Annotated in this window: 13 protein-coding genes; 6 read left to right on the top strand and 7 right to left on the bottom strand. The window is 59.4% G+C overall.

Annotated features, from left to right (window positions below; translation table 11 throughout):
• Position 1 precedes the first annotated feature (1 nt).
• Complete coding sequence (locus M6G53_RS04520; protein ID WP_253329302.1) at positions 2–628, bottom strand: LysE family translocator; 627 nt, start codon at positions 626–628, stop codon at positions 2–4.
• Positions 629–696: 68 nt separating this feature from the next.
• Entirely contained in the window at positions 697–1590 is an 894-nt protein-coding gene (locus M6G53_RS04525) for a LysR family transcriptional regulator (protein WP_253329304.1), read from the bottom strand.
• Between the two features lie 111 nt (positions 1591–1701).
• Here M6G53_RS04525 and M6G53_RS04530 point away from each other — a divergent pair, with 111 nt between their 5' ends.
• A complete protein-coding gene (locus tag M6G53_RS04530; protein ID WP_253329306.1) occupies positions 1702–2139 on the top strand; it encodes a PACE efflux transporter in 438 nt (145 codons plus the stop codon).
• 435 nt (positions 2140–2574) lie between these two features.
• The gene (ansP, locus tag M6G53_RS04535) at positions 2575–4041 is read left to right on the top strand and encodes an L-asparagine permease (protein ID WP_253329308.1); all 1467 of its coding nucleotides are present in this window, start codon (positions 2575–2577) and stop codon (positions 4039–4041) included.
• Positions 4042–4078: 37 nt separating this feature from the next.
• On the opposite strand, the gene M6G53_RS04540 is transcribed toward ansP, so the two are convergent.
• On the bottom strand, positions 4079–4858 hold the full coding sequence (locus tag M6G53_RS04540; RefSeq protein ID WP_253329310.1) for a HalD/BesD family halogenase: 780 nt from the start codon (positions 4856–4858) through the stop codon (positions 4079–4081).
• Between the two features lie 116 nt (positions 4859–4974).
• Here M6G53_RS04540 and M6G53_RS04545 point away from each other — a divergent pair, with 116 nt between their 5' ends.
• The gene (locus M6G53_RS04545) at positions 4975–5862 is read left to right on the top strand and encodes a LysR substrate-binding domain-containing protein (protein WP_253329312.1); all 888 of its coding nucleotides are present in this window, start codon (positions 4975–4977) and stop codon (positions 5860–5862) included.
• Positions 5863–5874: 12 nt separating this feature from the next.
• Here M6G53_RS04545 and M6G53_RS04550 read toward each other — a convergent pair whose 3' ends face one another.
• Complete coding sequence (locus M6G53_RS04550) at positions 5875–6726, bottom strand: ATP-grasp fold amidoligase family protein (RefSeq protein ID WP_253329314.1); 852 nt, start codon at positions 6724–6726, stop codon at positions 5875–5877.
• Between the two features lie 156 nt (positions 6727–6882).
• On the opposite strand from M6G53_RS04550, the gene M6G53_RS04555 reads away from it, so the two are divergent.
• The 3 genes from M6G53_RS04555 (at position 6883) to M6G53_RS04565 (ending at position 9572) form a co-directional block, all read left to right on the top strand.
• Positions 6883–8172 (top strand): oligosaccharide flippase family protein, encoded by a 1290-nt coding sequence (locus M6G53_RS04555; protein ID WP_366519479.1) that lies wholly within the window; start codon positions 6883–6885, stop codon positions 8170–8172.
• Positions 8173–8261: 89 nt separating this feature from the next.
• Positions 8262–9026 carry an arylamine N-acetyltransferase family protein gene (locus tag M6G53_RS04560; RefSeq protein ID WP_253329318.1) on the top strand — a complete coding sequence of 255 codons (765 nt, stop codon included), beginning with the start codon at positions 8262–8264 and terminating at the stop codon, positions 9024–9026.
• A gap of 279 nt (positions 9027–9305) precedes the next feature.
• Positions 9306–9572 (top strand): hypothetical protein, encoded by a 267-nt coding sequence (locus M6G53_RS04565; protein ID WP_253329320.1) that lies wholly within the window; start codon positions 9306–9308, stop codon positions 9570–9572.
• Positions 9573–9614: 42 nt separating this feature from the next.
• Here M6G53_RS04565 and dusC read toward each other — a convergent pair whose 3' ends face one another.
• The 3 genes from dusC to rhlE form a co-directional block, all read right to left on the bottom strand.
• Positions 9615–10547, bottom strand: a complete 933-nt coding sequence (gene dusC / locus M6G53_RS04570) for a tRNA dihydrouridine(16) synthase DusC (RefSeq protein ID WP_038879839.1) — start codon at positions 10545–10547, stop codon at positions 9615–9617.
• Positions 10548–10631: 84 nt separating this feature from the next.
• Positions 10632–11591 carry a D-2-hydroxyacid dehydrogenase family protein gene (locus M6G53_RS04575; protein ID WP_253329322.1) on the bottom strand — a complete coding sequence of 320 codons (960 nt, stop codon included), beginning with the start codon at positions 11589–11591 and terminating at the stop codon, positions 10632–10634.
• Between the two features lie 114 nt (positions 11592–11705).
• A complete protein-coding gene (gene rhlE, locus M6G53_RS04580; RefSeq protein WP_042783890.1) occupies positions 11706–13085 on the bottom strand; it encodes an ATP-dependent RNA helicase RhlE in 1380 nt (459 codons plus the stop codon).
• Positions 13086–13321 lie beyond the last annotated feature (236 nt).

Here is a 13321-nt window from a genome sequence, read left to right on the forward strand (position 1 = left end):
CTCAGCGGCTCAGCATCAGTTTGATGCCCAACAGCGCCAGCACGCCGCCGCTCAAGCGATCGAACCAGGCCTTGAAGCGCAGATAAATCCGGCGCGGGCGCGGCGAAGAAAGCACGAAGGCGACAAAGGCGTACCACGCCACATCGACCGCCAGCGCGATCAAAGGTAACGCCACATACATCCACGGCGCGATCGCGTGGCTGAGCAACGCGGCGAACACGCTGGCGAAGACAATGGCAGTATTCGGGTTGCCCAACTGGGTCAGCAGACCGGTGGTGAAGGCTTTGCGCCATCCCAGCGGCTGCCCGCCAGCGTCACCCACGTTCAGCGGTCGATTGGCGCCACGCAGCATGTTGAACGCCAGATAGATAAGGTAAGCGCCGCCTAACAGCTTTAACGTCCCGTATAGCCAAGGCAGCGCCAGCAACAGCGACTGCAGTCCCAGCAGGGCCAACAGCGCGAAGACAAAGCATCCGACGCCCATCCCCAGCGCGACTGCCATACCGTCGCTACGCGAAGAAGCCACCGCTGTGCGCGCCACCAGAATAAAACTTTGTCCCGGGCTCATCGCCCCCAGCGCAATCGCGCCGGTAATGCTGATTATCGACAGCGCCGTCTCGCTCAACATGCCCACTCTCCGTTGTCATTTTTTATTCAAACTAGCGCAGAGGTGAAAACAAAAGCAATGGCGGCGCGTCAAGATCCCTGCGGCGCCGCGCGCATCAGCTCGACCAGTTCGCGCGCCGCCTTGTCCAGCGGGCGGTGCTTCAGCCAGATCAGATGCATTGGCAAGCGTAGCTCGTTCTTGGTGTTTTTGAATTTCAGCCGCACCAGCCGCCCCTGCGCCAGCAGCGGCTCGGCCAGCGACAGCGGAAAATTGCCCCACCCCAGGCCCGCTTCCACCATGTTCAGCGCCATCGGCAGGCTGTCGGTGCGCCAGTAAGCCTCCGCCACCTGCGGGCGCAGATCGCCGATCGGCAGATCGCGGCTGGCCACCATGATCTGCCGCACGTTGACCAAATCCTCGAGAAACAGCTCGCCCGCTGCGCCGTCCAGCGCCGGATGCTGCGGCGACAGCATCGCCACCAGCGATTCCGCGCCCACGAAGTGGAACTGTTCGGCGCTGTTGATGTTCAACCCGCCGAACGCCAGGCAAACGCCGATGCGCTCCTGGTGCAGCAGGTGCAACACGTCATCTTGCGGCGCGCTGAGCACTTCGATATTCAGCAGCGGATAACGCTGCGACAGCGTTTTCACCGCCGCCAGCAGGCCGGCGCCGTTGATGTCCGACGCCACGCCGATCGAAAGCCGGCTCTCCAGCCCCTGGGAAAGTTCGATGGCGTGCACCTGCAGCTGCTTGAGTTGCCCGGCGATCAGGCGGGCGTGCGGTGCCAGGGCCAGGGCCAGCGCGGTCGGCGTCGGTTCGCGGTGCGAGCGATCGAACAGCGCGAAACCGAGCTCCGCCTCCATGTTGGCGATGCCCATGCTGACGGCGGACGGCACGCGCCGCAGCGCACGGGCGGCGGCGGAAAACGAGCCGCGATCGAGCACCGCCAAAAACAGTTCGATATTGTCGCTGGAAAAGTTCATCGTTAACCTGTCAGTTAAACTGACAGCTCCTGACTTTTTCTATCAATGTGATTGACGCTATCTTAGCCGCCGTCGCCACAGAGGCAACTAAAAACAGATCGGGAGAAAACAATGCAAGGCGTCAAACGCAAACTGGTATATGTCACCGCTTATGAAATCATCGGCATGACGATCTCGGCGCTGGGGCTGGCGCTGCTGTCGGGCCACGCGCCAACCAGCACCGGGCCGCTGGCGGTGGTGATCACCACCCTCGCGGTCAGCTGGAACTTCATTTACAATTCCTTATTCGAATGGTGGGAGAGCCGCCAGGTGTCGCGCACCCGCACTCTTAAACGCCGCATTTTGCATGCGGTCGGGTTTCAGCTGACGCTGGTGGTATTTTTAATCCCGCTGATCGCCTGGTGGATGGGCATCACGCTGTGGCAGGCGCTGCTGCTGGATATGGCGCTGATCGTCATCATTCCTTGCTACACCTTCCTGTTTAACTGGGCGTTCGACAAGCTGTTCGGCCTGCCGGCTTCGGCTCTGCCGGCCGGTGAATCCGCCTAAAAACCCCCTCGTCCGATTCGCCTGCGCACGCCCATCGCCGCGCAGGCGCCATCGCTTTATTTTCCGCCCGCCTTCCCCCTCACGCGAAATAACCTTCAAATCCCTTTAGTTTGCACGGTAATTATTATTCTGTGATTTCAATCACTTTTATCGTTCGATATTTCCGTGTTGATAATGAGACTCATCTTACTGAATAATATGCGCTTTTGTTTTCAGTTTAAAAAATACACACCATTGCTCACGCTTTGCGCACAGGTTTTTTTGCCACATTTATCGGGAAACGGTAGCATGCCACGCCGTTATTTAACGGCGGCTGTATACACAATAAACAGCGGAATGATGCCACGACCTCATTCTCATTACGATTGCTGATGGCAATCGTTTGCTCTGCAGCTCAGGGCGAAGTTCATCATAGACAGGTAAACAGGACGGATAATGCATTCACAAAAAAAGTCGGCGGACGACAAACACGCCGCCAGAAGACGCTGGCTAGACTCCCATGAATCCGGTTATCACAAAAGCATGGGCAACCGGCAGATCCAAATGATCGCCATCGGCGGTTCGATCGGCACCGGCTTGTTCCTCGGTACCGGTGGCCGCCTCGAACTGGCCGGGCCGGCGCTGGCGCTGGTCTATCTGGTGTGCGGGATCTTCTCTTTCTTCATCCTGCGCGCGCTGGGCGAACTGGTGCTGCATCGCCCTTCCAGCGGCAGCTTCGTTTCTTACGCCCGCGAATTTCTCGGTGAGAAAGCCTCTTACGTCGCCGGCTGGATGTACTTCCTCAACTGGGCGATGACCGGCATCGTCGACATCACCGCGGTAGCGCTGTACATGCACTACTGGGGCACCTTCGCCGACGTGCCGCAATGGCTGTTCGCCCTCGGCGCGCTCGGCATCGTCGCCACCATGAACATGATCGGCGTGAAATGGTTCGCCGAAATGGAGTTCTGGTTCGCGCTGATCAAGGTCGCCGCCATCGCGCTGTTCCTGATCGTCGGCGTGGTGTTCCTCGGCACCGGCACCCCGGTGGCCGGCCACACCACCGGCATGCACCTGATCACCGAAAACGGTGGCATGTTCCCGCACGGCCTGCTGCCGGCGCTGGTGCTGGTGCAAGGGGTGATCTTCGCGTTCGCCGGCATTGAGCTTATCGGCACCGCCGCCGGCGAGTGTAAAGATCCGGCCAAAATGATGCCCAAAGCGATCAACAGCGTGATCTGGCGCATCGGCCTGTTCTACGTCGGTTCCGTGGTGCTGCTGGTGCTGCTGCTGCCGTGGAACGCCTACCAGGCCGGCCAAAGCCCGTTTGTCACCTTCTTCAGCAAGCTGGGCGTGCCTTACATCGGCACCATCATGAACATCGTGGTGCTGACCGCCGCGCTGTCCAGCCTCAACTCCGGCCTTTACTCTACCGGCCGCATCCTGCGCTCGCTGGCGATGGGCGGCTCCGCGCCGAAGCTGATGGCCAAAATGAGCAGCCAGCAGGTGCCTTACGCCGGCATCCTGGTCACCTGCGGCATCTACGTGATCGGCGTGGTGCTCAACTATCTGGTGCCGTCGCAGGTATTCGAGATCGTACTGAACATCGCTTCGCTCGGCATCATCGCCTCCTGGGCATTTATCATCGTTTGCCAGATGCGCCTGCGCAAAGCCATCCGTGAAGGCCGCGCGCAGCCGGTGTCTTTCAGAATGCCGGGCGCGCCGTTCACCTCCTGGCTGACGCTGGCGTTCCTGCTGATCGTGGTGGTGATGATGGCGTTCGATTACCCGAACGGCACCTGGACCATCGCCACCATTCCGGTGCTGGCGGTGCTGCTGACGCTGGGCTGGTTCGGCCTGCGCAAGCGCGCGCAGGAAGTGAAGCTGGAACAGCAGGCTCACGAAGAGCAACACCCGCACTGATTCGACAAACCGCCCTCCGGGCGGTTTTTTTTATCCGCTATAACCGGCCGTAGAACGTCATTCTGGCGCTTTCCGACAGCATCACGTCCGGCTGCGCATTGTAGGCCAGCACCACCAACATGCGCGTGGTGTCGCCTTCAGTCGGCGTCACCCGGTGCAGGGCGTTGCGCCCGCGAAACAGCACCAAATCCCCCTCCTCGATCGCCAGCCGTTTGACCGCCCGCTCCCCGTCCAGCACCTGCGTGACCCCGGCATAGTTCATCTCGCCGCGATCGGCGTCGCGCAGGTTCTCCACGTACTCGAAACGCCCGCCCGCCTGCGGTTTCTGGATCAGCAGCGTGATGGCAAACGACGAGTTGTCGAAGTGCCATCCCAGCTCCTGGCCGGTGTGGGCGTAATGCAGGTTGATAGACGACAGCCGATCGGCGTAGGGATACAGCTGCGCTTCATCCAGCACCGCACAGAGGAACGCGCGAAACGCCGGGGCATCGTACAGCGCACGCAGCGGCGAGTGCGGCGGAATATCCTCGTCGGTAATGCAGCCCTTGGACGACACCACCAGCCGGTTGCGCGCGTGGTCGGCCGGCAGCGCGTCGTCCTGCGGCCGCAAATAAACATTGTGTTTGCTGGTGGCGTAAAACGCCGCGTGATGCTGTTCGGCGCCTTCCAGCCGCACCGTCGCCAGCGCGGCGGGGCGCAGAAATCCCGGCAGCACCAGCGCACCGGTGCGCTCCAGCGTTTGCCGGCAACGGGCGCGGAACGCGGCGCCGTCGATGGGATGGGCGGACAGATCGATAATATCGGCAAGTTGCGGCATGACATTCCCCTCGTGTGCGATAGCCGGATGCGTCTCACTGTAGCGAATGGCGCATTGCCGCCATAACAAAAATACGTTATGGATAAGCTAACCAATTCTTAGCGATAGCCCTGCCCATGCACTCACCCTCCCGTGCACGCTTGCCCAAACTGAGCGCCATTCTGGCGTTCGAAACCGCCGCCCGCACCGGCAGCCTGGCCCGCGCGGCGGATACGCTGGCGCTGACCGCCGCCGCCGTCAGTCAGCAAATCCGCCAGCTCGAACAACACCTGGGGATCACGCTGTTCATCCGCGCCAAAAGCGGCGTTACGCTGACCGAACAGGGCGTGGATTACCTGGCCTACGTGCAGGAGGCATTCGAAACGCTGCGCGTGGCGCAGCAGCACGTCGAGCGCCAGCGCGGCAAACAGGCGCTGACGGTGTTCGCCCTGCCGGCGTTGGCCTCCAAGTGGCTGAACCCGGCACTGGGCGACTGGCTGGCGCAGTGCCCCGACGGCGATCTGCGGCTGCACGCGACCCATGCGGCGGTCGATTTCGCCCATTCGGCGGCGGACTTCGCCCTGTGCTTCGGCGATCAAGACTATCCGCTGCTGGAAAAGGTGCGGCTGTTTCAGGATCGGGTGCAGCCGGTGTGCAGCCCGGCGCTGCGCGATCGCGGCGACTGGACGCAACAGCCGCTGATCCACGTCGACTGGGGCAAGGAGAGCCAGTTTCTGCCGGGCTGGCACGAGTGGTTCACCGCCGCCGATCGAATGCCGCCGGCGCGGCGTGGGCTCACCTATAACCTGACTTCGCTGGCTATCGACGCCGCCGTGCAAGGGCGCGGGGTGCTGCTCGGCCAGCGGCGGCTGATCGCCCGTGAACTGGCGGAAGGCCAGCTGGTCACCCTGGCCGAACCGGCGCTGCCGCTCAGCAAACCCTACTACGTGATTTACCCACCGCGCACGCTGGAAAAACCCGGCGCGGCGGCGTTTCTGGGCTGGCTGCAGGAGCTGGCCCAGTGAGCGGCGTATCGTTCAGGTTTTGGCCATCATTTCGCCCAGCAACAGGTTCGTGGCGCGCGGTTGATACACCTCATTGCCTGCACCGGGGGTGAGCGTCAGTTCGCCGATATAGAGCCTGTCGCGCGTCAGGTAGAAATCGACCCGGCAGTAGTCCAGATCGGCGGCAACGGCTTGAGCGACCTCAATCATCTCATCCCAAAATTCAGGCTTCTCGCGCAACGTATTGATTTGGGGGATACCTTTTTGGCTAAAGAAGCAGTGATGCGCATGGCGGTCCAAAAATTCCAGCGACGTCGGCTCCGGGCCGCCACGCAGCAACTCCACGAACAGGTAAGGCTGATTGCCGTTAAAAACATGCACTTTGTAGTCGATCAGTTCACCGTCGCGTTCGATGTCCAACAGGTTTTCAACCAGAATTTGCAGTGGGATCTTCGCATAGTGTTTCTCACGAAAGCGCTTCCAATACGTTATTTTTGACCATGCCTTGAGAGTATTCGCAATCTCGTCATAACTCACCCTATCTTTATCTCTGACAATTTTCACTTGCTGTGAAGCATTATTTGTTTTGATAACAAAAGATTGAGGCAATGACATGTAGTCCTCCTCAGTAAAATTCCTGGTTATCATGAGAACCGGCGTTAGGTATTTTTCCGAAACGCGACGAGATATATAATCCCTCACCGCCACCTTGTCTGCCAGCAGGCTGAACTCTTCGCGCGGGTAGCGCATCCTGTGATAAATCCTCTCAGAAAAGCTCTTAGGATTCAAAAAGTTGACGAAGCACCCGTGAACAAAATAATGCGACAATTGATAATAAACAAAGTCAGGTGAAACCTTATAGAGGTATTTTACGAATTTTCTCATTCCGTTGACTCATCCATTAATACAATATGATATAAGATCTGCCTAAAGTTTAAATGCAATTGGCTTGAATTGTAAAATAAAAAACAGACTTCGCGATAATGAAAGAGTAAAAAAAGCAGAATAATCCTATATCACCGGGTGTTCAGGGAAGCGTCAGTGAAATTAAAAATCATAGACTTCAGCATAATAAGAAACGCATCCTGGATGATAGCGGAAAAGACGGTGTCGATCCTCGGCGTTGTATTTATCACTGCCTATATGGCCAAGTATATTGGGCCGGAAAGCTTCGGAAAGATCACCTTTGCCACTGCGATTTTCGCCATTACCCAAACGTTGGCCTTGCTGGGTTCGGACACCGTCCTCTTCAAACGCATTAGCCGCAACCCGCGATCCGGCGCAGCGCTGATGTTCTCCACCAACCGGCTTAGGCAAACCTGTTTCGTGGTGCTTTCAGCGATCATCTTGCTTTACACCGGGCTGCGGGAAGACTTCACGACCTTTTACTTTTGCGCCGCGACGTTCCTGGCCTCGTTTTTCTCACTCAAAGACATCTTCGCCATTTACCATGACGCCCGGCTGGAATCGCGTTTCAATACCATGGCCAACGTGGCCGGCTTAGCCAGCGCCTTGTTGGCCCGCTGGCTGATCGTCTATTTTGATCTGCATCTGTACTTTCTGGCCATCCCTATCGTGATGGTGTACCTCATCCCCTATCTGATCCGCCATCACCTTTATCATCGCCGCCATCCGGGCTTTTCGGCCCCCGGCCATATTCGTCGCAAATATGTGCGCTATCTGCTCGCCAGCGGCCTGCCGTTGGCGATATCCAATGTCTCCATCGCCATATATACCCGACTGGCGCAGCTGTTTTTGATGTGGTTCGTTTCCGCTTCGGTACTGGGCATTTACTCCGTCGCCATTACGTTGGCGACCGCCTGGATGTTCGTTACCAATGCCGTCATCACCTCGTTCTTCGCGAAAATATTCGCCTATCGGCGCGAAGACGCGATGCGCGCCGCAGCCAAACTGAATGGGTTAGTGCTGGTCATCGCCTTGGTCATCGTCGCCGGGATCGTTTGGCTGGGCAAACCGATCATCGCGCTGTTGTACGGCGAGCAATACCTGGCGGCCTATGCCGCCATGGGGGTATTGGCCGTCGCCACCCTGCTCTCCGCCCTGGGAACCGTGGCCTATAAATACATCGTGCTGTTTTCCGGTTATGGGTTCCTTTCCCGCAAAATGTTGTTGGTGTTTATCATCAATATTCCCCTGTCGTACTGCCTGATTCGGCAATACGGCATGATGGGCGCCGCTTACAGCACCCTGCTGACCGAACTGCTGTCATTGACCGTACTCAACTACCTCTTTCAACGGGGGGCCGTGCTGAAAATGCATCTGCGCTCACTGAACCCGGCGCTTTACCTAAGACGCCCGCCGGGAAAATAATCCGGCGGCCAAGGCGCAGCACGTAATGCGCTCACAAAAACCGCAAAGCCCGCTATTTTATGCCTACTTTTTCTCATGCGAGACACCCTGTGGATACCCAACGCTACCTGCAGCACATCGGCTTTAGCGGCGCCGTCCGCCCTGACCTCCCCACGTTGCAACAGCTGCACCATCGCCACATGCTGAGCGTTCCGTTCGAGAACCTGAGCATTATTTATCATCAGGGTATTCAGCTGGCGCCGGAGGCGCTGTTCAGCAAAGTGGTCGAGCGCAACCACGGCGGTTTCTGTTATGAGCTGAACACGCTGTTCGCCCTGCTGTTACGGGAGCTCGGTTTCAAAGTCAGCTTTATTTCCGGCGAGATCCGCGCGCGCGACGGCCATTTCGGCCCGCCCTACGACCATCTGGCGCTGCGGGTGGATCTGGCAGGCCAGGCCTGGCTGGTGGACGTCGGTTTCGGCGACTCCTTCCTGACGCCGCTGAAGATCGTCATCGGCGAGCCGCAACCGCAGGCCAGCGGCACCTTCCACCTGGAGCGGGAGGGCGAGTATTACCTGCTGGAACGCCGCAACGGCGACCAACGCTCACATGCCAAAACCCTGTATCGCTTTACCGTTCAGCCGCGCGAGTGGCATGAGTTCGACGAAATGTGCCGCTTCCACAGCACCTCGCCGCAGTCGCATTTCACCCAGCGCCTGGTGTGTTCACGGCCGACAGAACACGGCCGGGTGACCCTCAGCGACATGAAGCTGATCGTGACCGAAGAGCACCAGCGCCACGAAACGACGCTGCATTCGGAAGAGGAACGGCGCGCCGCGCTGTGGCAGCATTTCGCCATCGATGTGGATCGTTGAGAGAGAAGTTCACGAGACAAAATAAATTCTCCGGCACGACGCCGGCACTTAAGCGTTAGAATAACGGCCATCCCGTCTGGGGTGGCTGGAAATAACCGAAAAAACCGTATTTATCTATTTTTACAATTCTTCCCAAGTCCTTGTTCAGCCAAATAATACATGCAACCACATTCAACAAAAAATAACCAACCTGTCCACCAAGGGTGATATTTTTATTTAGATGAGGTAAGCTTAATCTCGCAGTCGAAATTATTTAACGGCCAACTCAAGGAGAAATTCATGAGCAATAATGCAAACGCACAGGCGCAGCTGGATAATTTACGTAACGTCGCTTCCCAGCTGAAGGAAATGCGCCACTATGCGCAGTCGAATACCGAGACGCTCTCCACACACTGGCTGGCCTTCGATCAGGGGGAATGCAAAAATAAGGCATTCGCCGAAGCCATTAACGACCTGCTGAATAAACAGGGTGCCTGCCTGGAAGGGCTTGAAAAAACCATTCAGGATATCGAGATAGAATTAAACCGTCTCGACAAAGCTGCCTGATAACGTCGCCATTAAATAAACCCGCCGCGTGCGGGTTTATTTTTAGCTGCGACAGATGACGCGCGCAATATCTCCCGAGGTTGTCAGCGCGCGTATTTCGCTAAACAGTTCGGTGGCTTCGTCATATTCTTTGCGCAAATAGCCCAGCCACTGTTTGATGCGCGCCACGTGATACAGGCCGGTGTCGCCCTGCTTTTCCAGATGGACGTATTTTTGCAGCAGCTCGACCACCTGTGGCCAGGGCATTCGCGGCTCGTTGTACTTCACCACCCGGCTCAGGTTCGGCACGTTGAGTGCGCCGCGCCCCAGCATGATGGCGTCGCAGCCGGTCGCCTGCAGGCAATCCTGCGCGCTCTGGTAATCCCAGATCTCGCCGTTGGCGATCACCGGGATGCTCAACCGTTGGCGGATCTCGCCGATCGCCGCCCAGTTGATACGATCCGCCTTGTAGCCGTCCTCTTTGGTGCGGCCGTGCACCGTCAGCTCGCTGGCGCCCGCCTGCTGCACCGCATCGGCGATTTCAAAACTGCGACTGGAGGAGTCCCAGCCCAGGCGCACCTTCACCGTGACCGGCAAATGGGCCGGCACCGCCGCGCGCATCGCTTTGGCGCCCTGGTAGATCAACTCCGGATCTTTGAGCAGCGTCGCCCCGCCGCCGCTGCCGTTCACCAGCTTGGACGGGCAGCCGCAGTTGAGATCGACGCCGTAAGAGCCCAATTCCACCGCACGCGCGGCGTTCTCCGCCAGCCACTGCGGGTACTGCCCCAGCAGCTGTACGCGCACCAGCGTGCCCGACGGCGTGCGGCTGGCGTGGCGCAACTCCGGACACAGCCGGTAGAACGATTTGGCCGGCAGCAGCTGATCGACCACGCGCAAAAATTCGGTGATGCACAGATCGTAGTCGTTCACGTCGGTGAGCAACTCACGCACCAAAGAATCGAGAACGCCCTCCATCGGAGCCAATAATACGCGCATGACCAATCCCAGCTAAAAAAAGACCCGCAATGATACGGGTGAATGCCCGCGCCAGACAAGCCTCTGCGGGCATTAAAAGCGCCGTCAGCCCAGCCGGCGGATCGGTTGGCCGGCGAGGAACGCCGCAATGTCCTCGACCGCCTCGGTGAAGTAGGCGCGGTAGTTGTCGTCCGCCACGTAGCCCACATGCGGCGTGGCCAGCACGTTGGGCAGCTGACGAAACGCATCGTCGGCCGGCAGCGGCTCCGTCTCGAACACGTCCAGCCCGGCGCCGGCAATTTTCCGCTGTTGCAGCACCTCCACCAACGCCGCCCGATCGACGATCCCCGCGCGCGAGGTGTTGATCAGGTAGGCAGTGGGTTTCATCGCCGTCAATTCGTCGCGCCCCACCAGCCCGCGGCTGCGATCGCTCAGCACCAGGTGGATAGAGACAAAATCGCTCTGCTCGAACAGCGCCCGTTTGGACGGCGCCAACAGGGCCCCCTCCTGCGCCGCCCGTTCCGCCGTCAGGTTCTGGCTCCAGGCCAGCACCCGCATGCCGAACGCCTGCGCCACCCGGGCCATCTGGCCGCCGATCTTGCCCAGCCCCAGCAGCCCCAGCGTTTTCCCCTGCAGGGTGACGCCGAGATCCCGCTGCCAGGGGCCATTGTTTTTCAGCCCGACGCTTTCCGGCACGATATGCTTCGCCAACCCGAGCAGCAGCGCCCAGGTCAGCTCCATCGGCGCCGCCGATCCGCTGCGGGTGCCGCACACCACCACGCCGCGCTCGGCGGCGGCGGCCAAATCGATAGCGGCGTTGCGCATGCCGGAGGTGATCAACAGCTTCAGCTTCGGCAGCCGCGCCAGCAGCGAGGCGGTCATCGGCGTGCGCTCGCGCATGATGACCAAAATGTCGCACTCCTGCAGATGCACCGCCAGCTCCGCCTCATCGGTAAAGTGCGCGCTGATGGCGGACACCTCCACCCGATCGGCCAGCGCCGACCAGTCCGCCATCTTGAGCGCCACCTGCTGGTAATCATCGAGAATTGCGCACTTCAATTTCATCTCCGTCTCCTGGAATGTAGGGTTAGCCACCGTCCAGCCTAGTACGAAAATGCCGTTCCGCCAGGCAAAAAAAAAGCCGCCCGTATCGGCGGCTTACTCTTTGAGCAATCAGGCTTATTCAGCCGGTTTGCGGTTGCGTGGGCGACGCGAAGCCGGTGCGCCGGAACGGCGCTGGCCATCACCCTGCGGGCGGGCGTTACCGTTGCCATTGCCGCGGTTTTCACGCTGGCCGCCGTTCGCGTTACCGCTGCGCTGACCGCCGCCGTTACCGGAACGCTGGCCGCCGCCGTTGCCGCGCGGGGCGCCGCGCCCGCCACCCTGACGGCCGTTGATGATCGGCTCGGCCTTGATGGTCGGATCCGGCTCGTAGCCCGGCAGCGCGATGCGCGGAATTTCACGCTTCAGCAGACGCTCGATGTCGCGCAGCAGCTTGTGCTCATCCACGCACACCAGCGAGATAGCCTCGCCGGTGCGTTCCGCACGGCCGGTACGGCCGATACGGTGCACGTAGTCTTCCGGCACGTTAGGCAGCTCGTAGTTCACCACGTGCGGCAGCTGGTCGATATCCAGACCGCGTGCCGCGATGTCGGTTGCCACCAGCACGCGGATGCGGCCGTCTTTAAAGTCCGCCAGCGCACGGGTACGGGCGCCCTGGCTCTTGTTACCGTGGATCGCCGCCGCGGTGATGCCGTCTTTGTTCAGCTGCTCCGCCAGATGGTTGGCACCGTGCTTGGTGCGGGTAAACACCAGCACCTGTTTCCAGTCGCCTTCGCCGATCATCTGCGACAGCAGTTCCCGCTTACGCTTCTTGTCGACGAAGTGCACGCTCTGTTCGATCTGCTCGGACGCGGTGTTGCGGCGCGCCACTTCTACCGAAGCCGGGTTGTGCAGCAACTTGTTGGCCAGCGCCTTGATGTCGTCGGAGAAGGTCGCGGAGAACAGCAGGTTCTGACGCTTGGCCGGCAGCTTGGCCAGCACGCGGCGGATGTCGTGGATAAAGCCCATGTCCAGCATGCGATCCGCTTCGTCCAGCACCAGAATTTCGATTTTGGACAGGTCAACTGCGTTCTGATGTTCCAGATCCAGCAGACGGCCCGGCGTCGCCACCAGGATATCGACGCCGCCGCGCAACTTCATCATCTGCGGGTTGATGCTCACGCCGCCAAACACCACCAGCGAACGCAGGCGCAGGTGTTTGCTGTAGGCATCGACGTTCTCGCCGATCTGCGCCGCCAGCTCGCGGGTTGGCGTCAGGATCAGCGCACGCACCGGGCGGCGCCCTTTGACCGGATGGTCATGCTTGCTCAGCAGCTGCAACAGCGGCAGGGTAAAACCGGCGGTTTTACCGGTGCCGGTCTGGGCGCTGGCCATCAGGTCACGACCTTCCAGCACGACAGGGATAGCCTGACGCTGAATTGGCGTCGGTTCGCGATAGCCCTGTTCTTCAACAGCGCGCACAATTTCAGCACTTAAGCCGAGGGTTTCAAATGACATAAAGAGAAAAACTCCAGATCCCCCCTAACCTAACGGTGTTCGGTGCAGTTTCCTGGGAGGATGATCAGACGGGGCATTAAGCATGACCACGAGGGATTGGCACAAACTGCAGTGCACCAGGCGGGGATTGTAACAGAAGTCGCGCAATAAAAAGCACTTTTACGCGCGAAGAGCACAATCTGCCGTAAATTCAGCATTGTCTGAAGCCGATCACATAACTCATTGTGGTTAGCGGT

Source organism: Serratia nevei, assembly GCF_024160145.1.
GTDB lineage: Bacteria > Pseudomonadota > Gammaproteobacteria > Enterobacterales > Enterobacteriaceae > Serratia > Serratia nevei_A.

Coding starts and splice junctions, on each gene's coding strand:
- M6G53_RS04525 (WP_253329304.1), bottom strand. CDS start 1,590: ATGAACTTTTCCAGCGACAATATCGAACTGTTTTTGGCGGTGCTCGAT.
- M6G53_RS04575 (WP_253329322.1), bottom strand. CDS start 11,591: ATGAAATTGAAGTGCGCAATTCTCGATGATTACCAGCAGGTGGCGCTC.
- rhlE (WP_042783890.1), bottom strand. CDS start 13,085: ATGTCATTTGAAACCCTCGGCTTAAGTGCTGAAATTGTGCGCGCTGTT.
- ansP (WP_253329308.1), top strand. CDS start 2,575: ATGCATTCACAAAAAAAGTCGGCGGACGACAAACACGCCGCCAGAAGA.
- M6G53_RS04540 (WP_253329310.1), bottom strand. CDS start 4,858: ATGCCGCAACTTGCCGATATTATCGATCTGTCCGCCCATCCCATCGAC.
- M6G53_RS04530 (WP_253329306.1), top strand. CDS start 1,702: ATGCAAGGCGTCAAACGCAAACTGGTATATGTCACCGCTTATGAAATC.
- M6G53_RS04520 (WP_253329302.1), bottom strand. CDS start 628: ATGTTGAGCGAGACGGCGCTGTCGATAATCAGCATTACCGGCGCGATT.
- M6G53_RS04565 (WP_253329320.1), top strand. CDS start 9,306: ATGAGCAATAATGCAAACGCACAGGCGCAGCTGGATAATTTACGTAAC.
- M6G53_RS04545 (WP_253329312.1), top strand. CDS start 4,975: ATGCACTCACCCTCCCGTGCACGCTTGCCCAAACTGAGCGCCATTCTG.
- M6G53_RS04550 (WP_253329314.1), bottom strand. CDS start 6,726: ATGAGAAAATTCGTAAAATACCTCTATAAGGTTTCACCTGACTTTGTT.
- dusC (WP_038879839.1), bottom strand. CDS start 10,547: ATGCGCGTATTATTGGCTCCGATGGAGGGCGTTCTCGATTCTTTGGTG.